Raw genomic sequence first — 21,330 nt, forward strand, 5'->3', positions numbered from 1 at the left:
GCACTGGCTGCACACCTACAATCACCACCGCGGACACACCGCACTGAAAGGGCAACCACCCGCCAGCCGCGTCCCCAACCTCACGGGTCAGTACAGCTAGCCGGCGGCCCGCGTCCCGACCCCGCCCCTGTGAACGGTTGCACTGGTCACAGGGGTTTCGTGTGCGTACAGGGCGGCTGAAGCGCTGTCCAGGAACGTACCGGGCGTTGGTCAAAACTTCACCATGGGTCTTCTGCTACCCGCCGGTGATTCGTAATCTGCGACGTCGCACGCACTGAAAAGTTCTATTCAACTCGTGAGAGGTCGCTGAAAATATGGTGAGCGTCGAGCAGACCTCGGCAGAAGGCACCCGGGGTCCGACCAGCCTGCGGCGGGACGTCGGACTGATCGGTCTGATGTGGGCATCCGTCGGTTCGATCATCGGTTCCGGCTGGCTGTACGGCGCCGAGAAGGCCGTGGTCGCGGCCGGGCCCGCGGCGATCATCTCGTGGCTGATCGGCGCGGTGTCCATCGTCCTGCTGGCCCTCGTGCACGCCGAGCTCGGCGGCATGTTCCCCGTGGCCGGCGGCACGGCGCGCTATCCGCACTACGCCTTCGGCGGCCTGGCCGGCCTGTCCTTCGGCTGGTTCTCCTGGCTGCAGGCCGCGACGGTCGCGCCGATCGAGGTCGAGGCGATGATCGGCTACGCCGGTCACTGGAGCTGGGCGCAGGGCCTGCAGCACAAGGACCAGACCCTCACGCCCTCCGGTCTCGTGGTCGCCGTCGCCCTCATGGCCGTGTTCGTCGCGGTCAACTTCTTCGGCGTACGGGCCCTGGCGCACACCAACAGCGCCGCCACCTGGTGGAAGATCGCCGTACCGCTGGCCGCGATCTTCATCGTCGCCGTGGGCAACTTCCACACGGGCAACTTCACCTCGGAGGGCTTCGCGCCGTTCGGCGCCAAGGGCGTGCTCAGTGCGATCAGCGGAAGCGGCATCATCTTCGCGCTGCTCGGCTTCGAACAGGCCATCCAGCTGGCCGGCGAGAGCCGCAACCCGCAGCGGGACCTGCCCCGGGCGACCCTCGGCTCGGTCGCGATCGGCGCCGTGATCTACGTCGCCCTGCAGGTCGTGTTCATCGCCGCGCTGCCGCACCACACCTTCGCCAAGGGCTGGGCGCACCTCGACTTCCCGGGCATCAGCGGCCCCTGGGCCGGCCTCGCCACCCTGGTGGGTCTCGGCTGGCTCGCCTTCATCCTGTACGCGGACGCCGTGATCTCCCCTGGCGGCACCGGTCTGATCTACACCACTGCCACCTCCCGTGTCTCCTACGGCCTGGCCAAGAACGGCTACGCGCCGAAGATCTTCGCCCAGACCGACAAGCGGGGCGTGCCCTGGTTCGGGCTGATCATCTCGTTCGTGACCGGCGTGGTCTGCTTCCTGCCGTTCCCGAGCTGGCAGGAACTGGTCGGCTTCATCACCTCGGCGAGCGTCCTGATGTACGCGGGCGCGCCGCTGGCGTACGGCGTCTTCAGCGACCGGCTGCCGCACCACGAGCGCCCGTACCGGCTGCCCGCCGGCAAGGTGATCTCGCCGCTGTCCTTCATCGTGGCCAACCTGATCATCTACTGGGCCGGCTGGGACACCCTGTGGCGGCTCGGCATCGCGGTCGTCCTCGGCTATCTGCTGCTGGGCGGCTACGCCTGGTGGGCCAACGCCACCAACCAGCCGGACGCGCCGCGGATGGACTTCAAGGCCGCCCAGTGGCTGCCCGTCTACCTGATCGGCCTGGGCCTCATCTCCGCCGAGGGCGGCTTCGGCGGCAGCGGCAACATCGGTCTGTGGTGGGACATCCTGATCATCGCCGTGTTCTCGCTCGGCATCTACTACTGGGCCCGGGCGACCGCCTCCCGCCCGGAGGAGATCGAGCGCAGCATCGAGGAGGTCGTGGTCACGGACGCGCCCGCGCACTGACCCGCCCCCTCGCTGTCCGACCGGCCCGCCGGCCGCGGCTCCCCTGCCGTGGCCGGCGGGCCGTCGTCATAATGCTCGCGTGACTCTCCCCGCCGAGGACCCCAACTCGCCCTCCCCGCAGCGCTTTCCAGTCGTGATCGTGGGCGCCGGGCCCGCCGGTCTCACCGTCGGAAACATCCTGCGGGCCGCCTCGGTCGACTGTCTGGTCCTGGAGACCGAGACCCGGGAGTTCATCGAACGGCGGCCCCGGGCCGGGGTGATCGAGGAGTGGGCGGTGCGCGGGCTGGAGCAACGGGGCCTCGCGGAGAACCTGTTGGACCGCGCGCAGCTGCACACCGAGTGCGAGTTCCGCTTCGAGGGGCAGCGGTACCGCTTCTCGTACCGGGAACTGACAGGGCATCACCATTTTGTGTATCCGCAGCCGTTGCTCGTGACCGACCTCGTGCGCGAGTACGCCGACGTGCGCGGCGGAGCCATACGGTTCGGCGTGCGCGACGTCCAGCTGCACGGCCTGGACTCGGACCGGCCGACCGTGTCCTACCTCGACCCGGGAACCGGACAACGGGTGCTGGTGCACTGCGAGTTCGTCGCCGGCTGCGACGGGGCGCGCGGGGTGACGCGGACCGTGCTGCCGCAGCGGGCTCGGATCGCCCGGCACGACTACGGCGTCGGCTGGCTGGCGCTGCTCGCCGAGGCGCCGCCGTCCAGCGACTGCGTGGTCTTCGGCGTCCATCCGAGCGGCTTCGCCGGGCACATGGCCCGCAGCCCGGAGGTCACCCGCTACTACCTGCAGTGCCCGCCCGGCGACGACCCGGACAACTGGTCCCACGAGCGGGTCTGGGCCGCGCTGCAGGAACGCCTCGGCGCGGCCGACCGGCCCCCGCTGACCGAGGGCCGGCTGATCGAGAAACGCGTTCTCGACATGCACAACTACGTCGTCGAACCCATGGTGTTCGGCCGTCTCTTCCTCGCCGGGGACGCCGCCCACCTCACCGCCCCCATCGCGGCGAAGGGCATGAACCTCGCCCTGCACGACGCCTTCCTGCTCGGTGACGGTCTCGTGGAGTACCTCACCAAGGGCGAACCGGGCGGCCTGAACGGCTACTCCGACGCCTGCCTGGGCCGGGTGTGGGACTACCAGGAGTTCTCGCAGTGGCTGTCGGAGGTGTACCACGGCACGTCGTCCGGCGACGCCTACCGTGCGGGCACCACCCTGGCCCGGCTGCGCCGCCTCTTCGAGTCCCCCGCCGCGGCGGCCGCGTTCGCCGAGCAGTACCTCGGCACGACCCCCCGGTGACCCGCCTCAGTCATGCAGGGGCCGGTCGCTGAGCCGGTGGTCGGCCACGTTCAGCGCCTCGTCCACCAGCCGCCGCAGATGCCCGTCGGGCAGTGAGTAGATCACCCGCCGCCCTGTCTTCCGCGTGGTCACCAGGCCCGCCAGGCGCAGCCGCGCCAGATGCTGGCTGACGGCGGGACGGGCCGCGCCGCAGGCCTCCGTGAGGGTCGTGACATCGGCCTCGCCCGAGGTCAGGGCGTGCAGCAGGGTGAGGCGGGTGCGGTCGCCGAGCAGGGCGAGCAGTTCGGCGGCGAGGGCGAACTGCTCCTCGCCCGGGGTGCGCGGATGCGCATCGTGCGCAGTTGATAGGTGCATGCGTGCGCTCATACGCACATAATGGCGTCGTGGGCGTCCCGCGTCCACTCCCGCGACACCGGAAGGGGACCGACGTGAGCGACCGGCACGACCACGGGCATGACCATGACCACGCACACCACCATGGCCACGAGTCCGCTCACGAACACCGTCACGGCCATGACCACCCTCACTGGCGCGCGAACCTGCGCCACCGACTGAGCCATCTGCTCACCCCCCACTCCCACGAGACCGCCGACAAGCTGGACTCCGCCCTGGAGTCCTCGGTCCGTGGCATGCGCGCCCTCTGGGTCTCGCTCGCCGTGCTGGGCGCGACCGCGCTCGTCCAGGCGGTCGTGGTCGTCCTGTCCGGATCGGTGGCGCTGCTCGGCGACACGGTGCACAACGCCGCCGACGCGCTGACCGCCGTACCGCTCGGGATCGCCTTCGTGCTGGGACGCCGGGCGGCGACGCGGCGCTTCACCTATGGCTACGGGCGGGCCGAGGACCTCGCCGGGATCGTGATCGTGCTGACGATCGCCGCGTCGGCCGCCTTCGCGGCATGGGCTGCGGTCGGCCGGCTGCTCGATCCGCGGCCCGTGGAGCATGTCCCGGCGGTGGCGGTGGCGGCGCTGGCCGGGTTCGCCGGCAACGAGTGGGTGGCGCGGTACCGGATCCGGGTCGGCCGTTCGATCGGCTCCGCCGCACTGGTCGCCGACGGACTGCACGCCCGTACGGACGGATTCACCTCGCTGGCCGTGTTGGTGGGCGCGGGCGGCTCGGCACTGGGGTGGCAACTGGCCGACCCGATCGTCGGGTTGGCGATCACGGCGGCGATCGTGCTGGTGCTGCGGGACGCGGCGCGCGAGGTGTTCCGGCGGGTGATGGACGCCGTCGACCCGGCCCTGGTGGACCGGGCGGAGCAGGCGCTGCGGGAGGTGCCGGGCGTGCGTGGGGTCGGGGAGCTGCGGCTGCGCTGGATCGGGCACCGGCTGCGCGCCGAGGTGGCGGTCGTGGTGGACGGCGAGGCGACGGTACGGCAGGCCCACGGCATCGCCGTCGACGCGGAACACGCCCTGCTGCACGCCGTACCGCGCCTGACGGCGGCCCTGGTCCACGCAGACCCGGCACCGGCCCCCGGCGAGGACGACCCCCACCGGGCGCTGGCGCACCACACCGCGGCCTGAAGTCAGGCCACTCCCTTCCTTGCCCGGGGCAGGGTGTTCAAGGGGCTTGAAGTCAGGCCACCCCGAGCCCCTCCAGCACCACGGCCCCCGGCAGTTCGGCGAAGGCCTTGCCCGGGACCAGCAGCTTGCCCCTGCGGCGGCCGCTGCCCACCAGGACGTAGGGCAGGTCGACGACGGCCGAGTCGATCAACAGGGGCCAGCCGGCGGGGAGTCCGATCGGGGTGATGCCGCCGTACTCCATGCCGCTCTCCCCCGTGGCCGTGTCCATCGACGCGAACGAGGCCTTACGGGCGCCGAGTTGGCGGCGCACCACGCCGTTGACGTCGACCCGGGTCGTGGACAGGACCACGCACGCGGCCAGCGTCGTCCCGCCGCCCCGCTTGCCCGCGACGACCACGCAGTTCGCCGACCTCTCCAGCAACTCCTGCCCGTAGTGCTGGACGAAGACCGCGGTGTCGGCCCACTGCGGATCGGTGTCGACGTACACGATCTGCTCGGCGGGGACGCTGCCGCTCCAGTCGCGTACGGCGGCGGCGACCGGGGCGGTCAGTTCACCGAGGGCGTCGGGGGCGGGGAGGGCGGTGTCGAAGTGTCCGATGGGTGCGTCCATGACGGCACGCTAACAGGGCGGCCGGTGCCCGATCAGGGGACGGGCGGGACGGAGACCGCCAGTACGAGCCGGGTGGGGACCTCGCCCTGATTGCCGTAGGAGTGCGGGGCGTTGGCCTCGAAGGTGACGCTCGCACCGGCCGGGACGCGGTACTCGGCGCCCTCGACGGTGAGGGTCAGTTCGCCCTCGGTGACATGGGCGATCTCCACCGTGCCGGCGGGGTGCGGATCCGAGCTGCTGCCCTCCCCCGGCATCAGCCGCCACTCCCACATCTCCAGCGGTCCGGGCGCCTCGGTGCCGGCGAGGAGCCGGCTGTAGCTGCCGGCGTCGGTGTGCCAGAGCCGGACCACCTGGTCGGCCGGGACGATCCGGACCTTCGGGCCCTGTTCGTAGTCGAGCAGGGTGGTGATGCTGACGCCGAGCGCGTCGCCGATCTTCACGACCGTGCCGATGCTCGGGTTGGTGCGTGCCTGTTCGATCTGGATCAGCATGCCCCGGCTGACGCCGGCGCGGGCGGCGAGCGCGTCCAGGGTGAAGCCGCGCTCATTGCGCCAGCGCTTGACGTTGCGCGCCAGGGACTGGTTCAGCAGGTCGAGGTCCGACACGTTCCGTCCAATGTCCAATTCTCGGGAGGTCACTGTCCTGGATGACCGGGAGGTCAATATCTTGGATGACAGGGTCCATCGCACTGGACTACGGTGAGGTGCACCCGATCGTTCACCGAACTGTACTGCGAGGCGAGCCGTGACAGCATTCTTCGCCCTGGCCACCAGCCTGCTCTGGGGCCTGGCCGACTTCGGCGGCGGACTGCTCACCCGGCGCACCCCGGCCCTGACGGTGGTCGTCGTCTCGCAGGCGATCGCGGCGGCCGTACTGGGCGCGATCGTCGTGGCCACGGGCGGCTGGAGCGAGGCCGGGCCGCGGCTGTGGTTCGCCTTCGCGGCGGGCCTTGCCGGGCCGGTGGCGATGATTTCCTTATACAAGGCGCTCGCGCTGGGCCCGATGGGGGTCGTCTCCCCGCTCGCGACCCTGAGTGTGGCCGTCCCCGTCGGCGTGGGCCTGTTCCTCGGCGAGCGCCCCGGTCTGACGCAGGTGGCCGGGATCGCCGTCGCCGTCACCGGTGTGGTGCTCGCGGGTGGTCCGCAGCTCGCAGGCGCCGCCGTGCAGCGCCGGGCGATCATGCTCACGCTGATCGCGGCGCTCGGTTTCGGCACGGTGTTCGCGCTGATCGCTGAGGCGTCGACGACCGTGACCGGCCTGTTCCTCGCCCTGTTCGTGCAGCGCGTGACGAACGTGCTCGGGGGCGGTGTCGCCCTGTACGTCTCCGTGAAGCGGGGCGGCGAGGCTCTTCCCGGTGGCCGCTTCCCCTGGGCCGCGCTGCCGGCCCTCGCCTTCGTCGGACTCGCGGACGTCGCGGCGAACGGCACCTACTCGGTGGCCGCCCAGCACGGTCCCGTCACGGTGGCCGCCGTGCTCGCCTCGCTCTATCCGGTGGTGACCGCCCTCGCCGCCCGCGGCATCCTCCGCGAACGGCTCCGCGCGATCCAGGCGGCGGGCGCCGGCCTCGCCCTGTTCGGCACGCTGCTGCTGGCCGCGGGCTGAGTCAGGAGGGCTCGGCGTCCAGTTCGGCGAGCCGCGCCACCGCCTCGTCGTCCAGTTCCGAGAGGGCGCACAGCTGCTCCGGCGTCACACCGTCGGGGATCGGCACCGGCGCGGGCGTCCTCAGCGGCGGCTGCCAGCCGTCGGCAGGTGTCCAGCGCCGTACGACCCGGGCGGGCGCGCCCGCGACCACGGCATGGTCGGGCACGACACCACGGACCACCGCGCCGGCGGCCACGACCACGTTCCGTCCGATCTTCGCACCCGGCAGGATCACGGCGTTCGTGCCGACCCAGCAGCCCGGGCCGATCTCCACCGGTTCCATGCGCGGCCACTGCTTGCCTATCGGCTGGTGCGGATCGTCATAGGAGTGGTTAGTGGATGTGACGTACACATAGGGCCCGAAGTAGCAGTCGCTGCCGATGGTCACCGTGGTGTCGGCGATGACATGGCTGCCGCGGCCCAGGACCACGCCGTCGCCGATGCGGAGGATCGGTTCGGGGCCGAGGTCGAGGTCGGGCATCAGACCCGCCGTCAGGGTGACCTGCTCGCCGACGATGCAGTGGGAGCCGAGGTGGATCCAGGGTTCGCCGAAGACGGTGCCGAGCGGGAAGGCCAGACGGGTGTGCGCGCCGAGGGCGCCGAAGCGGAAGCGGCCGGGGCTCTCGGCCGTCACCGAGCCCGTGCGCTGCACCCAGGCCCAGCCCGCGTGGACGGCGCGCTGCGTCAGACTCCGCCGCCAGGATGAGAACGTGTTCTTGCTCTTCGGCACGCAGTCACCGTACTGAGCGTTCGCCACCCTTATGAGGTCGAGGAGCTGTGATCTTCACCCCACAGCAGCAGCGCGACCGTCGAGGGGCCCGGTCTCCGGCCGGACGGCATCACCCTTAGAAGGTGACGCGAAACGGGTGACGACGGAGTAGCCGTGGAGGAGCAGGGCCGCGACCGGCGGCCGATCCAGGGACGGAGGCCCCAGCCATGGCCACCACCGCTGTGAAGCACCACCGCTCCGAGGGCGTCCAGCAGGCCGCGAGCGGACTGACCGCGCTCGGCGCCGTCCTGCTCATCATGGGCGGCATCCTCGACATCGTTCGGGGCATCATGGCCGTCGCGAACGACGACGTGTTCCTCAACACCCGCAACTACACCTTCCAGTTCGACCTGACGAGCTGGGGCTGGATCCATCTGGCCGTCGGAACCGTCGCCCTCGTCGTGGGTCTCGGGCTCGTCGTGGTCGCGACCTGGGCACGCGTGCTGGGCGTGGGCATCGCGGCACTGGCGATCGTCGCGAACTTCCTGGACGTCCCCTCCTACCCGTTCTGGTCCCTGACCCTGATCGCGCTGTACGCCTTCGTCATCTGGGCACTGTGCGTGGTGGAGCGGGACCGGGAGCCCTCCTGACGGGCCGGGCGACCACCATGACGGACGAACGGGCCGAGCGCATCGCCGAGTTCATCGCACCGCTGCGGGTGAAGCCGGGGTCGAAGGTGGATCTCGCCACCGACTTCGACCCCGGCTTCAAGGGCGGGATCGGCGGCAAGAAGGAAGGCCGGGAGCTGCTGCGGACGGGCGTCGCCCTGCTGGCCGACTACCAGCGCCGGCTGGCCGCCGAGGGCAGATACGGGGTGCTGTTGTGCCTGCAGGCCCTGGACGCGGGTGGCAAGGACGGCACCATCCGGCACGTGATGACCGGGGTGAACCCCCAGGGCGTTCACGTGGCGAACTTCAGGGTGCCCTCGAACGAGGAACTCGACCACGACTACCTGTGGCGCTACGCCTGCCGGCTGCCCCGGCGCGGTGAGATAGGCATCTTCAACCGCTCGCACTACGAGGAGGTGCTGGTGGTGCGGGTGCACAGCGAGCTGCTGGAGCGCCAGCGGCTGCCGGAGGAGGCGAAGGCCAAGGGCGTGTGGCGGCGGCGCTACCGGGAGATCAACGACTGGGAGCGGTATCTGTACGACAACGGCTTCCGCGTGGTGAAGCTGTTCCTGAACCTCTCCAAGGAGGAGCAGCGCACCCGTTTCCTCAAGCGGATCGACGTTCCCGAACGGAACTGGAAGTTCTCGGCCTCGGACGTCCGTGAACGGGCCTGGTGGGACGACTACCAGCACGCGTTCTCCCGCATGCTGTCCGCCACCAGCACCCGCTGGGCCCCCTGGTACGTCATACCCGCCGACCACAAGTGGTTCGCCAGGATCTGCGCGGCCGCGGTGCTCGCCCACACGCTGATCGACATCGACCCGCAGTACCCGGAGGTCGGCGAGAAGGCCCGGCACGAACTGTCCATGGTGAAGGAGGACCTGGAGGCCGAGGCGCCACCCGGCGCACCGGCCGATCCGTACGCCGCCTCGGTGGCCCACCGGAAGGGCGGGCACGGAAAATGACCTCCCCGAGCTCCCCGAGTTCCCCCGGCTCCCAGAGCTCCCCGGCGGACGGGGAACAGAGCAGCACGATGACCGCCGAGCCGTGGTACGCGCAGTCACCCGAGGCCGTGGCGAGCGCCCTCGGTGTGGACCCCGGGTCCGGACTCAGCGCCGCGGAGGCGGCGAAGCGGCTCACCCGCGACGGCCCCAACGCCCTGCCGGAGGAACAGCCCCGGCCCGGCTGGCGCCGCCTGCTGGACCAGTACCGCAGTTACATGCAGATCATCCTGATCGCCTCGGCGATCGTGTCGCTGGCCATCCAGGAGTGGGGCACGGCCGTACTCCTGCTGGTCCTGACCGTGCTCAACGCGGTCATCGGCATGCGCCAGGAGGGCAAGGCCGAAAGCGCCATGAACGCCCTGAAGTCGATGATGAAGGCGACGGCCCGGGTGCGGCGGGACGAGACGGAGACGGAGATACCGGCCGAGGAGGTCGTCACCGGGGACGTCGCGCTGATCGCGGCCGGCGACGACGTTCCCGCCGACGGCCGGCTCGTCGCCGCGAGCGCGCTGCAGATCGACGAGTCGGCGCTGACCGGCGAGAGCACACCCGCCGCCAAGGACACCGCGATCGTGCGCGGTACGGGGCTCGGACCCGGGGACCGTACGAACACGGCGTTCATGAACACCCCTGTCACCCACGGCAGTGGCGTCATGCTCGTCACCGGCACGGGCACCGACACGGAGCTGGGCAAGATCTCCGGGATGCTCTCGGCCACCCCGCGTGAGGCCTCGCCACTGACCCGTGAACTGGACCGGCTGACCCTGTGGATCGCGAGCGCGGCCGGCCTGACCATGATCGTGATGTTCGTCCTGGGCCGGGCCCGCGGCGAGGCGTGGGACGCGCTGTTCGTCGCCGCCGTGTCGCTGGCGATCGCGGCCATCCCCGAGGCCCTGCCCACGGTGACACAGACCATCCTGTCGCTGGGCGGACTGGACCTCGCCCGGCACCACGCGATCGTCAAGGACCTCCCGTCGGTGGAGACGCTGGGCTTCACCTCGGCGATCAACTCCGACAAGACCGGCACCCTGACCCTGAACCAGATGACGGCCGTCGAGGTCGTGGACGCCTTCGACCGCTACACCGTCTCGGGGTCCGGGTACGAACTGGAGGGCCGGATCCACCACGCCGTCGGCCGTTCCTCGGGCATCGAGGACGCGATCCTGCCCTATCTCATGGCGAACGACGCCAAGCTGGTCGACGGCCGGGTGGTGGGAGACCCCACCGAAGGGGCGCTGCTGGTGCTGTGCCACAAGGCGGGCCTCGACCTGGAGGCGACCCGGGAGCGGTTCCCACGGCTGGCGACTCTGCCCTTCGACCCCTCGTACAAGCTGATGGCCACCTTCCACTCCGCGACCGACGGCCGAGGCAGGCCGGTCGTGCGGTGCTTCGTGAAGGGGGCCGCGCCCGCGGTGATGGCACGGGCTGCGACGGCCCTGAGCGACGGCACGAGCATTCCCTGGAACTCCGAGCTCGACAAGCGGGCCCACGAGGAGATGGAGCGGATGGAACGCGCGGGGCGCCGGGTGATGGCCGCCGCCACCGTCGACGTCGACCCGGACGGCTTCGCCGCCGACGGGGACCTGCTCGCCCTGGTCACGGGGGTGCGGGTGGCCAGCCTGGTCGGGATGGAGGACCCGCCGCGCGAGGAGTCCAGGAAGGCGGTGGCCGGAGCGCGGGCGGCCAACATCCGGGTGCGGATGGTGACCGGTGACGACGTCGTCACGGGAGCCGCGATCGCGGAGCAGGTCGGCATCGAGGGCAAGGCCGTCCTCGGCTCCGACTTCGCCGCGCTCGGCGAACAGGAACGGCTGGACCGCATCGACGGCATCGGTGTGATCGGCCGGGTCGCCCCCGAGCACAAGGTGCTCCTCGCCGACACGCTGAAGAAGAAGGGCGAGGTGGTCGCCATGACCGGGGACGGCGTCAACGACGCTCCGGCCATCAAGGCGGCGGACATCGGGATCGCCATGGGCTCCGGCACCGAGGTGGCCAAGAACGCCGGGCGGCTGATCCTGTCCGACGACAACTTCGCCACGATCGTCTTCGCGGTGGAGCAGGGGCGGAAGATCTACGACAACCTCACCAAGTACATCCGCTTCGTGCTGGTTCTGCTGGTCGTGTTCGTGCTGACCTTCCTGGGGGCGTCCCTGTTCAACATCGCGGGCGGTGAGCCGTTCACGCCGGCCCAGGTGCTGTGGATCCACTTCTTCGTCAACGCGGCCTTCGGCTTCGCGCTGGGCTTCGACCGGGTCAGTCCCGGGCTGATGTCCCGCAAGCCGCGGCCTCGCGGCGAACCGGTGATGACGCCGGGTCTGATGGTCACGGTCGCTCTCGCCGGACTGGCGATCACGATCGGACTGCTGTCGTTGATCAAGCTGGGCGAGGTCCGCTTCGACAGCGTCGGGATCGGCAACTCCATCGCCTTCACCTCGTTCGCGCTGTGCCTGATCGTCGCCGCCGTCGAGTGCCGCAGCGAGACGGAGACGGTCCTGACCACGGACACGTTCGACAGCAGGCAGATGAACTGGGCGATGTTCGGTGAGTTCGTCCTCGCGGTCCTTGCGACCCAGACGGACGTCTTCAACCGCCTGCTCGGTACGACACCGCTCACCCTGGGCCAGTTCGGCTGGGCCCTGCTGCCGGCTCTCGCCCTGCTGGCCTTGTGGGAACTGGGTAAGGCCATCGCCCGCAGCCGCATGCCCCAGGCGGGGGCCGCGGGCTGAGTTGCCGTGGCGTCGGTCAGGCCGACGGCGTCCTGCTTTCGCGTCGCAGTGCCGGACGGCTCAGCCGCAGGAGTTGGCGCCAGGCCGGCCGCGGTCGCGACGCGCGCTTCCCCGGGCGCTGCCGTGGCACTCGTACCCGTAGCGCCCGTGGCCGGATCTCGCAGCGGACGGGGGCGGGCAGGGTCAGCGCCTCACCGTCGACGCCGACCCGGAGGGAGGGCCGGTCGGCGTCGACGACCACGCGCCTGGCCGTCGTCCAGGTCAGTCCGGCGGCGCGCCGCCCGCGCAGCAGCCCGGCGGCCTGTGCGGCGCTGTTCACGTCGACGCCCACGGCTCCCAGCTCCGCGCCGTCCAGACGTGCCCGGCGCCCCAGGCCGGCGATGTCGCTGGTGCCGTAGCGGTTGTTGCTGACCAGCAGGGCCTGCGGTGCGGTGAAGACCGTCCGTCCGGCCTGGGCGAGCAGGACGGCACCCGGGTGGCCGAGGAGCAGGTCCGGCAGGAGTTCCAGGGTGGTCCGGGTCTTGCCGTCGCGGTAGGCGGGACTCCGTACGACCTCGGCGTAGGCGCCGAACGACACGTTGTTGACGAAGGGCCGGGCGCCGGCCCGGCCGAGGTCGACCCGCAACTCCACGCCGTCGCGCAGTGCGTCCAGGGCCGCGGACGGATCGTCGAGGTCGAGGCCGAGGTCGAGTGCGAAGTGGTTGCGGGTCCCGGCGGGGATCACCAGGAACGGGATACCGAACGACGCGGCGACGTCGGCGACCAGGGCCTGGGTGCCGTCGCCGCCGGCGACGCCCAGCAGGTCCGCGCCCTCGTCGACGGCCTTGCGGGCGAGTCCCGCGACGTCCGTCTCGCCCGGGCCCTCCAGCAGCACCACCCGTGCCCCGAGGGACTCGGCCTTCTCGCGCAACCGGAAGCGTTCGACCTTGCCGTCCCCGGACCGCGGATTCATGATCAACACGGCGTGCCGGGCGGGCGGCGCCGACCGCTCCGCCAGCGGGAGCGGCGCGTCGGTCCGGGCGAGGGCGTCGCGGCCGGTCGCGATGGCGAGCAGCCACAGCGCCCAGGCCGCGGCGACGACCCAGCCCAGATGGGCCCGGTGGTAGTCCACCAGCACCCAGACGGGGGCGGCGGAGGCGAGCAGAACGGCGAGCGGGCGGGAGTAGCCCGGTCGGCGGATCGCCCACGAGACGGCCAGGAACGTGACCGCGGTACCGGTCAGTCCGACGGTCAGCAGGCCCACGGTCCGCAGACCGCCGAACACGGCGAGGAACGCGACCGCGGCGGCCGCGGCCGCCAGTGATGTCCGTGCCAGCCAGCGCTGCCGCGGAGTCGTGAATTCCATGACACCACGGTCGGCCTACCGCGGCCCGGCCGGCATCACCCTCCACAGGCGATGTGCCGCCCCGGCAGCACGTCCCGGCCGTTCATCGCCTACGGTGCCGGTTCCAGGACGGAAGGTGGAGCGGTGATGGCGGGCAAGGCACTGATCACGGGCATCGGCGGGAAGGAACCGAGGATCGACGGGGAGGCCTTCGTCGCGCCGACGGCGTCGGTGATCGGGGACGTGACGCTGGCGGCGGGCGCGAGCGTCTGGTACGGCGCCGTGCTGCGGGGCGATGTCGAGCGGATCTTCGTCGGGGCCCAGGCCAACATCCAGGACAACTGCACCCTGCACGCGGACCCGGGGTTCCCGGTCCACGTCGGGGAGCGGGTCTCCGTCGGTCACAACGCGGTGGTGCACGGGGCGACCGTGGGAGACGACTGCCTCGTCGGGATGGGCGCGACCGTGCTGAACGGCGCCGTGATCGGCGAGGGGTCGCTGGTCGCCGCGCAGGCACTGGTGCCGCAGGGGATGCAGGTGCCGCCGGGCTCACTGGTGGCGGGGGTGCCCGCCAAGGTCAAGAGGCCCCTCACGGACGAGGAGCGCCAAGGGATCACGCTGAACGGATCGCTCTACGCCGAACTCGCCAAGGCGCACCAGGAGGTGCACGAGAAGCCGTAGCCCGTGGTGTACGTCGGTCGGCGGCAGCCGTAGCCGGTCGTGGACGTCAGTCGGCGGCGGGGACCGGCTCCGACTCGGCTGCTTCCCGCTCCGCCGCCGCCTTCTTCGCCTTGCGCCGTACGACCAGCATCGACGCCACACCCACCAGCACGGCCGCCGCCAGACCCACGTACGAGAAGCGCTTCAACCAGTCCTCGGCGACGACGCCGACGTAGTAGATGACCGCTGTGGTGCCGCCCGCCCAGCAGATGCCGCCGAGGACGTTGGCGATCAGGAACTTCCAGTACGGCATGTGGAGGACGCCCGCGAGGGGGCCGGCGAAGATGCGCAGGAGGGCGATGAAGCGGCCGAAGAAGACGGCCCACATGCCCCACTTCTCGAAGGAGCGCTCGGCGGTGGCGACATGGCCCTCGCTGAAGTGTCTGGGGAACTTCCTGCCGAGCCAGGCGAGCAGTGGCCGGCCGCCCTTGCGGCCGATGGCGTAGCCGATGGAGTCGCCGATGACCGCGCCGAGGGTGGCGCAGGCGCCGAGGACCACCGGGTTGATGCCGGAGTGCTGGGAGGACAGCAGAGCCGCGGAGACCAGGACGATCTCGCCCGGCAGCGGTACGCCCAGGCTCTCGAGGCCGATGACCAGCGCCACCACGGCGTAGACGGCAGCCGCGGGCACCGTGTCGAGCCACTCCTGGACGTGCAACGCCGGTTCCTCCCCGATCGTGAACCCTGACAGCCGTCTTCCCGGCATGCGCCGCACGGGGGCGCATGCCGGGAAGCCTACCGGGTCAGCCCGTCGCGGTGCCGTCCCAGAGATCACACCGGTGCTCCCGGTGCCCCGTGCTGCTCAGGGTGTTCCCGCCCTTCGAGGCCGTCTTCAGGGAGAGGACCGCCCCTGGTCCGGCGGGCATCGGGGGCTGTGCAATGGCTCGCGGCACCCCGTCCCGGACGAAGGATCCCCAGTACTGCACCATCTGCCCCGCCAGCACCTTCTGCTCCGTGTTCAACGGGGACTCCAGACCGAAGTGCTTGAAGAGGTACTGGACCTCGTCGACGTGGGTCGCGCCGAAGTCGAAGTCGGTGTGCAGGTTGCGCAGGGAGGCGAAGGGCGGGGAGGTGCGGTCCGCGAACTCGTACGAGTAGACGGGGGCCCGGGTCTTCAGGAGGCCGTCTAGTCGGAGCGCGGGACAACTGAAGAGGACGTCGCCGAGTGCCGTGGCGTAGGCGATGGTCGGGGTCGGGTAGGCGGAGAGGGGGTAGCGGGCCAGGGCCGCCTCGCCGAAGTCCTGGCGCATGGCCGCCGGATACTGCTCGGCGGTGAGCGGTCTGCCGGTCAGATCGAACTGCGAGAACGCGAAGAGGCGTCCCTCGTCCTTGTTCGAGCCGTTGAGCACGGGCACCCGGGAGGCCGTCCCGTTCGCGATGGCCTGTTCGGGCTGCACGGGCAGGAAGGCGCCGCCGGTCACCGGACCCCAGTCGCCGTCACCCTGCGCCTCGAGGATCTCGCGGGCGGACTTGCCACGCAGACAGGCCACGGTCGCGCAGCCGAGCTTCTGGGCGAAGTCGGCTCCCTGGGCCACCGCGTCCGCGTGGGTGCGGGCGTCGCAGTCGCCGTAGGCACCGCTCTCGATGATGCCGGCGCGGAACAGGCCCTTCGCCGTCGGTGAGGCCAGCTGGGTGCAGACCGAGCGGCCGCCCGCCGACTCGCCGGCGATGGTGACGCGGCCCGGGTCGCCGCCGAAGCGGCCGATGTTGGCGCGCACCCAGCGCAGCGCGGCCTGCTGGTCGAGCATGCCGAAGTTGCCGGAGACCCCGTCCCGTGCCTCCTTGTCGAGGCCGGAAGCGGCCAGGAAACCCATCGCACCGAGGCGGTAGTTGACGGTGACGACGACCGTGCCGGTCGTCCGCGCGAAGGTGTCGGGCACGATGTCCTGTCCGGCACCCGCGGTCAGGCCGCCGCCGTGGAACCAGACGAGCACCGCGCGCCGGGCGGAGCCCCGGGGGACGTAAACGTTCAGATCGAGGCAGTCCTCGGTGTACGACGGCTGCTCGTAGCCAGGGTCCCAACTCGACGTCTGGACACACTTGTTGCCGAAGGAGCGCGCCGAACGGACCCCGTGCCACGGCCGGGCGGGCCGTGGATCGCGCCAGCGGAGCGCGCCGACCGGGGGCTGGGCGTAGGGAATGCCGAGGAACTGCCGTCCCTCCGTGGTGGTTTCGCCCCGCACGCGGCCGGCGTCGGTGCGCACCACCGTGCCATCGCCGTGGGAGGCCGCCTGTGCGGCGGGCACGGGGGCGACGAAGGCCGCCGCGAGGGCTGTCAGTGCGATGACGATGCGCCGTATCACTTGCCCACCTCCACGCTCGTCCGCAGCCGCAGATCACGTGAGGACGCGCCGGCCCACACGGTGCGCCGGCCGGTCCCGAGCACCCAATCGTGACGCTTGGGGTCCCATGAGGACAAGGTGCGCGCGGCGATGTCCACCTCGACACGCCGTCGCTCCCCCGCCCGCAGCGCCACCCGCCGGTAACCGGCCAACACCTTGATGGCCTGGTCGAGTTCGAGGTGGGGCGACGGGCCGACGTACACCTGCGGGAGGGCGATCCCGTCGCGTCGCCCGGTGTTGTGGACGGTGAAGGACACCCGCAGTCCGCGGCCGGCCCGGCGGACGCGCAGGTCACCGTAGGAGAAGGAGGTGTACGACAGCCCGTGCCCGAAGGGGAACAGGGGGCGCTCGCCCTGGGCGTCATACCAGCGGTAGCCGGCGTGGATGCCCTCCGAGTACTCCTCGGTGCCGTTCACGCCTGGGTAGCGGCGCGGGTCGCCGGCGACGGGATGGTGGGCGTCGTCGACCGGGAAGGACTGGGTGAGACGGCCCCCGGGGTCGCACTCGCCGTACAGGACGGCCGCGGTGGCGACCGCGCCCTCCTGGCCCGGGTAGTACATCTGCAGAACGGCGCCGGTGGAGGTCAGCCATGGCATCGATGTCGAGGACGAGGTGTTGAGGACCACCGTGGTGCGTGGGTTGGCCTTGGTGACCGCCTCGATCAGCTGCCGCTGGTGGCCGGGGAGGGCGAGGGTGGTGCGGTCCAGGCCCTCGGTGGCGTCCTCGTAGGCGAACAGCACCACATCACGTGCGTGCCGGGCGGCGCTCACGGCCTCGGCGACGTCCTGCGCGCGGGTCGCTCCGGTGCTGCGCCGCAGCCGGAACAGCAGGCCGTCCGCTCCTCCCCGCGCGGTGATGCGCAGGGTGTGGGCGCCCTTGGCGAGCGTCAGTGTCCTGCGGCGTACGGACAGTCCGTCGGGGGCGGCAGAGACCAGCCCGCCCTGGAAGTACTCGCCGTAGCCGGCGGCCTGCGGGAACAACTCCGTCCCGTCGAGCAGGACTTCGGGACGGGCGGTGGGTGCGGAGGAGAAGTGCAGGACGAAGGTCCACTCGTCGGACGCGGTGACGGTGAGCGTACCGTCGTACGTCCAGACCTTGCCCAGGCCGACCTTCTGGGCCTCGCTGTCGAAGACGGGGGTGAGCGCGGCGGCCGGGATCGCCTTGCCGAAGAGGTCCTCACCGAGCGCGTAAGTGACCTTTCCCGCGCGGGATTTGATGGCGTCGAGCGGGCTGTCGGCGTGATCGGGGACGACATGGGCGCTGCCGCCGCCGCTGACGAAGGGCAGGCTGCCGGTCGGGCCGATCACGGCGACCGTGCCGCCGGGGGTCAGCGGGAGGGTGCGGTTCTCGTTGCGCAGAAGGGTGGCGCCCGCCTTGGCGACCTCCAGGGCCACGGCCGCGCCCGCCTTCGCGTCGCGGTCGGGGCGAGGCGGCACGCTGCCGTCGAGCAGACCGAAGCGGTCCATGACCGCGAGGACGCGGCGGACGGAACGGTCGACGAGGCGCTCGGGCACGCTGCCGTTCTGCACGGCCGTCTTCAGCGCCGTGCCGAAGTAGGTGCCGTCGGGCATCTCCATGTCGAGGCCCGCCGTGATCGCCGTGACGGTGCTGTGCGCGGCGAACCAGTCGGTCATCACCCAGCCGTCGAAGCCCCACCGGTCTCGCAGGATGTCGGTGAGGAGGGTCTTGTTCTCGCAGGAGAAGGTGCCGTTGACCTTGTTGTAGGCGCCCATGACGGCGCCCGCGCCCGCGTCGATGGCGGCCTCGAAGCCGCGCAACTCCAGCTCGTGCAGGGTCTGTTCGTCCACCCGCACGTCGATCGACATGCGGTCCTGCTCCTGGTTGTTCATCGCGAAGTGCTTGACGGTGGCGATGAGGTGCTCGCCCTGGATGCCCTTGATCTCGGCGGCGACCAGGTCGGAGGCGAGCAACGGGTCCTCGCTGAAGGTCTCGAAGTTGCGGCCCGCGTACGGGGTGCGGATGAGATTGACCATCGGGGAGAGGAGCACGTCCTGGCCGAGGGCGCGGCCCTCGCGGCCGACGACCCGGCCGTAGCGGCGGGCGAGCGAGGGGTCGAAGGCGGAGGCGAGCAGGACCGGGGCGGGCAGGGCGGTGGCGTGGCGGGTGACGCGGACGCCGGCCGGGCCGTCGGTCAGGCGCAGGGGAGGTATGCCGAGACGCCGCACGCCGGGGACGTAGCCGGCCTGGCCGAGCGAGGCGGGGTCGGTGGCGCCGTGCAGCAGGGAGATCTTCTCGTCAAGGGTGAGCTTGGCGAGGAGGCCTTCGACGCGGGGACCGGCCCCCGCCTCGGGTCTGGCCAGGGCGTGGGCGGGAGGCGTCAGAGCGCCGGTGGCCGCCGCGGCGACGGCGATCGCGCCGCTCATCAGACGCAGGGCGGATCGCCGGGAGACGGTGTCGGACATGAGCCGTCACTCCTTCGGTGTGCGGGCACGACGATGTGAACCGCAGTCACGCCATGGCGTTCCGGGGTGTGTTCGGCATCTGAACGCGGTGTGCGGCAGATGCAGGTGACGACCCGTTGGACACCGGTGGCGCGGCGGGAAAACTATGTCCGGCGGTGACTCGTGTCAATGACACGAACAGGAAACGCGTCGAATGCGCACAAGAGTCGAACGCGCACCAGGAACGAAGACGGGGCCGCCCCCGAGGGGACGGCCCCCGTGGCTCCTTCAACCGAGGCCGACAGGGCCTGTTCGGTTCAGGTCGGCAGGGCCCGTTCGGTTCAGGACGGACCCGAGGGTGGTCGTGACCGTGTTCAGGGTGTCGGCGGTCAGCGTGCGGACGCGGTCGAGCGGGGGGTCAAACGGGGCGGGCGGCTCGGCGGGCCGGGGCTCGCTGTGGACCTGGACGAACTTCGGCCGGTACTGCTCGTCCTGCGGCGCCGGTCGTGGGGCGCGGCCAGGGGGCGGCGCAGGCGGGGTCGCGCCGGGCACGGGCTGCTCCTCCGAGGGCCGCTTCCCCCGGCCGTCCGGGGTGCGCACGTCGCCGCCGGTCTCCAGCTCCCAGCGCTGCCCGGCCGACCCGTTCCGCTCGGCGACTTCCGGGCGCCTGCCCTGTCCGGCCGCGACAAGCAGTCCGTCGCCGCCGCGCAGCAGCAACTCCCCGCGCACCGTGAGGTCGTAGCGCACCTTCCCCGCGTGTACGGCGCAACCGGCGAGGACCAGCGAGCGCTTGTCGGCGTCCAGGCACAGGGACGGGTCGGCGTCGCTGCGCAGCAGGCCGTCGTCCTGGTACGACCACTGCTGGGACGCGGCGGAGGAACAGGCCGCCAGCACCGCCGCCACCCCTGCCTCGGCCCGGCCGCCCTCGGCGTCGAGGCACAGGCCCCGGTCGGTGTTGCGGAGCCGGCCGCGGCCGACTTCGACGGACTGCCCGGCGGAGGCGGGCGAGGGCGATCCGGCGGACGAGGTGTCGTCGGCGGACCGGGCCGGATCGAGGGACCTGCTGCTCACCGGGCTCCAGGTGGCCCGCACGTTCGGGACACCGCTGTCGTCGGACCAGCCCTTGGTGACCAGAACGGTGAGGAGCAGGGCGAGGGCGGTCAGGCCGACCCCGACGACCACGGCTCTGGTGCGCCTGTGAGGCGTGGCGGGCCGGTGCCGGCCGCCGCTGTTCGGACGGCCGGGCCGGGCCGTGCGGTCCCCGCCGCGGCCGGGGCGGGAGTCCAGGTAGCGCTGGGCGCCCCAGCCGAGGACGGTCTCGGCGAGAAGCACCTCGAGCCCGCTCTCGAAGTGGCTGAGCTGCTCGGCGGCGTGGCGGCAGTACCGGCACTCCGTCAGATGCTGCTGGACGTCCGGGAGCAGGGCGCCGCCCCGGCGGATGGGGACGTCGAGAAGGCGGTTGTAGAAGCGGCATTCCCTGCCGGGTGCCAGTTCCCGGTGGGCGCGTACGCAGCCGACGCGGAATTGCTCGCGCGCCTGCTCCAGCGCGGCCGTGGCGGTGGGCGCGTCCACACCCAACAGACCGGCTGGTATGGTTATCGATTCCGCCTCCACCTCGGTGTGCCACAACAGGCATTGCGAGGCTCCGGGAAGGGCACGGAATGCCCGTTCGGCGAGCTGTCGCCTTTCGGGCGTCACGGAGCGTGCGGCACGCAGCCCGCGCCCTCCGGTCGGTTTGCGGAGTTCCGGCAGCAGAAGAGAAATTCGCTCGTCCGCGGCCCACTCCTTGACCGTGTCCCGGACGGCGCCGAGCAGTTGCGGCCGCAGTGCGCCGGGAGCGGACCGGCCGAGCACCCGGTGGAACGCGGCGGCGGCGACCATGGACGCCGGACCGTCCGCCGAGACCAGACATATGGCTGCGTAGTCATATGCCGCCTGCCAGTGTCTGGCCAGCAGCAACGCACCCGCGCGCGTACCGTCGACGCCCTGGCCCAGTTGCGCGAGGAGGTTGCGGTCGGACTCCTCCGGACCGGAGCCGGGGCGCGGCGGGAACGGAGGTCGTGGGGGGTAGGGGGATTGCACTGAACCAATTCCTTCCAAGCCGCAGGACGGCAGGCGGAATGCGCACGTCCGTCGGAAAGCAGGTGCCTGATTGGTGCATACCTATGCGGCGTCAGTTACTCACCGCTATGAGGTCGCTCACTTTCGCACAATTGATGCACAGGAAACAAGAAGTTCGGATGACCAAAGTTCAAAGATGGGCAACTTCAGATAAGTTACCGACGGTATCCGCACCCGCATTCGAAAGAAGGTTTCGCCTGCCCGCCGAGTTGTGTACACCTAGGGGTCATTGACACACGAAACCTTCAACTCCGGGCCCCGTCGGACCGGACACACAGCGGGCTCCGACGTTTC

The 21,330-nt window shown here is 71.2% G+C and carries 17 protein-coding genes and 1 pseudogene; 9 read left to right on the forward strand and 9 right to left on the reverse strand.

Going from position 1 to position 21,330, the window contains the following annotated elements; genetic code table 11:
- The 3 genes and pseudogenes from ABZZ74_RS22895 to ABZZ74_RS22905 form a co-directional block, all read left to right on the forward strand.
- Window positions 1-100 (forward strand): annotated as a pseudogene (locus ABZZ74_RS22895) (IS481 family transposase); the annotation flags it as partial.
- Window positions 101-314: 214 nt separating this feature from the next.
- Window positions 315-1,952, forward strand: a complete 1,638-nt coding sequence (locus tag ABZZ74_RS22900; protein ID WP_356767673.1) for an APC family permease — start codon at window positions 315-317, stop codon at window positions 1,950-1,952.
- A 79-nt stretch (window positions 1,953-2,031) separates the two neighbouring features.
- Window positions 2,032-3,249, forward strand: coding sequence for a 4-hydroxybenzoate 3-monooxygenase (locus tag ABZZ74_RS22905; RefSeq protein ID WP_356767675.1), 1,218 nt, complete (start codon window positions 2,032-2,034; stop codon window positions 3,247-3,249).
- Between the two features lie 6 nt (window positions 3,250-3,255).
- Here ABZZ74_RS22905 and ABZZ74_RS22910 read toward each other — a convergent pair whose 3' ends face one another.
- Entirely contained in the window at window positions 3,256-3,615 is a 360-nt protein-coding gene (locus ABZZ74_RS22910; RefSeq protein WP_356767677.1) for a metalloregulator ArsR/SmtB family transcription factor, read from the reverse strand.
- 62 nt (window positions 3,616-3,677) lie between these two features.
- Between ABZZ74_RS22910 and ABZZ74_RS22915 the strand changes: the two genes are divergently transcribed.
- Window positions 3,678-4,769, forward strand: a complete 1,092-nt coding sequence (locus ABZZ74_RS22915) for a cation diffusion facilitator family transporter (protein ID WP_356767679.1) — start codon at window positions 3,678-3,680, stop codon at window positions 4,767-4,769.
- A gap of 52 nt (window positions 4,770-4,821) precedes the next feature.
- Here ABZZ74_RS22915 and ABZZ74_RS22920 read toward each other — a convergent pair whose 3' ends face one another.
- Both ABZZ74_RS22920 and ABZZ74_RS22925 read right to left on the reverse strand, forming a co-directional pair.
- Window positions 4,822-5,379: a YbaK/EbsC family protein gene (locus ABZZ74_RS22920; protein WP_356767681.1), complete on the reverse strand. Its 558-nt coding sequence runs from the start codon at window positions 5,377-5,379 to the stop codon at window positions 4,822-4,824.
- 32 nt (window positions 5,380-5,411) lie between these two features.
- Window positions 5,412-5,984, reverse strand: coding sequence for an XRE family transcriptional regulator (locus ABZZ74_RS22925; RefSeq protein ID WP_356767683.1), 573 nt, complete (start codon window positions 5,982-5,984; stop codon window positions 5,412-5,414).
- A gap of 139 nt (window positions 5,985-6,123) precedes the next feature.
- On the opposite strand from ABZZ74_RS22925, the gene ABZZ74_RS22930 reads away from it, so the two are divergent.
- Window positions 6,124-6,981, forward strand: coding sequence for a DMT family transporter (locus ABZZ74_RS22930; protein WP_356767685.1), 858 nt, complete (start codon window positions 6,124-6,126; stop codon window positions 6,979-6,981).
- A gap of 1 nt (window position 6,982) precedes the next feature.
- Here the strand turns inward: ABZZ74_RS22930 and ABZZ74_RS22935 are convergent, their stop codons facing one another.
- Complete coding sequence (locus tag ABZZ74_RS22935) at window positions 6,983-7,750, reverse strand: acyltransferase (RefSeq protein WP_133047543.1); 768 nt, start codon at window positions 7,748-7,750, stop codon at window positions 6,983-6,985.
- 206 nt (window positions 7,751-7,956) lie between these two features.
- On the opposite strand from ABZZ74_RS22935, the gene ABZZ74_RS22940 reads away from it, so the two are divergent.
- Genes ABZZ74_RS22940 through ABZZ74_RS22950 form a run of 3 tightly spaced genes read left to right on the forward strand, consistent with a single transcriptional unit; the run spans window position 7,957 to window position 12,127 of the window.
- On the forward strand, window positions 7,957-8,379 hold the full coding sequence (locus tag ABZZ74_RS22940; protein ID WP_356767688.1) for a hypothetical protein: 423 nt from the start codon (window positions 7,957-7,959) through the stop codon (window positions 8,377-8,379).
- 17 nt (window positions 8,380-8,396) lie between these two features.
- Window positions 8,397-9,362 carry a polyphosphate kinase 2 family protein gene (locus tag ABZZ74_RS22945; protein ID WP_356767690.1) on the forward strand — a complete coding sequence of 322 codons (966 nt, stop codon included), beginning with the start codon at window positions 8,397-8,399 and terminating at the stop codon, window positions 9,360-9,362.
- Complete coding sequence (locus ABZZ74_RS22950; protein ID WP_356767693.1) at window positions 9,359-12,127, forward strand: HAD-IC family P-type ATPase; 2,769 nt, start codon at window positions 9,359-9,361, stop codon at window positions 12,125-12,127. The genes ABZZ74_RS22945 and ABZZ74_RS22950 overlap by 4 nt, the downstream gene beginning before the upstream one ends.
- A 16-nt stretch (window positions 12,128-12,143) precedes the next feature.
- Here ABZZ74_RS22950 and ABZZ74_RS22955 read toward each other — a convergent pair whose 3' ends face one another.
- Window positions 12,144-13,472, reverse strand: a complete 1,329-nt coding sequence (locus ABZZ74_RS22955) for a diacylglycerol kinase family protein (RefSeq protein ID WP_356767695.1) — start codon at window positions 13,470-13,472, stop codon at window positions 12,144-12,146.
- 126 nt (window positions 13,473-13,598) lie between these two features.
- On the opposite strand from ABZZ74_RS22955, the gene ABZZ74_RS22960 reads away from it, so the two are divergent.
- Window positions 13,599-14,132 carry a gamma carbonic anhydrase family protein gene (locus tag ABZZ74_RS22960; RefSeq protein WP_356767697.1) on the forward strand — a complete coding sequence of 178 codons (534 nt, stop codon included), beginning with the start codon at window positions 13,599-13,601 and terminating at the stop codon, window positions 14,130-14,132.
- A 46-nt stretch (window positions 14,133-14,178) separates the two neighbouring features.
- Here ABZZ74_RS22960 and ABZZ74_RS22965 read toward each other — a convergent pair whose 3' ends face one another.
- The 4 genes from ABZZ74_RS22965 to ABZZ74_RS22980 all read right to left on the reverse strand — a co-directional run bounded on the left by ABZZ74_RS22965 (window position 14,179) and on the right by ABZZ74_RS22980 (window position 20,997).
- Window positions 14,179-14,829, reverse strand: coding sequence for a DedA family protein (locus ABZZ74_RS22965; RefSeq protein ID WP_356767699.1), 651 nt, complete (start codon window positions 14,827-14,829; stop codon window positions 14,179-14,181).
- An 85-nt stretch (window positions 14,830-14,914) separates the two neighbouring features.
- Window positions 14,915-16,474, reverse strand: a complete 1,560-nt coding sequence (locus ABZZ74_RS22970; protein ID WP_356767701.1) for a carboxylesterase family protein — start codon at window positions 16,472-16,474, stop codon at window positions 14,915-14,917.
- On the reverse strand, window positions 16,471-18,936 hold the full coding sequence (locus ABZZ74_RS22975; RefSeq protein WP_356767703.1) for a glycoside hydrolase family 3 N-terminal domain-containing protein: 2,466 nt from the start codon (window positions 18,934-18,936) through the stop codon (window positions 16,471-16,473). Before ABZZ74_RS22975 ends, ABZZ74_RS22970 begins: the two co-directional genes overlap by 4 nt.
- A gap of 267 nt (window positions 18,937-19,203) precedes the next feature.
- Complete coding sequence (locus ABZZ74_RS22980; RefSeq protein ID WP_356767706.1) at window positions 19,204-20,997, reverse strand: RICIN domain-containing protein; 1,794 nt, start codon at window positions 20,995-20,997, stop codon at window positions 19,204-19,206.
- Window positions 20,998-21,330 lie beyond the last annotated feature (333 nt).

It is taken from the genome of Streptomyces sp. NPDC006476 (genome assembly GCF_040612015.1).
In the GTDB taxonomy this organism is placed as follows: domain Bacteria; phylum Actinomycetota; class Actinomycetes; order Streptomycetales; family Streptomycetaceae; genus Streptomyces; species Streptomyces griseorubiginosus_B.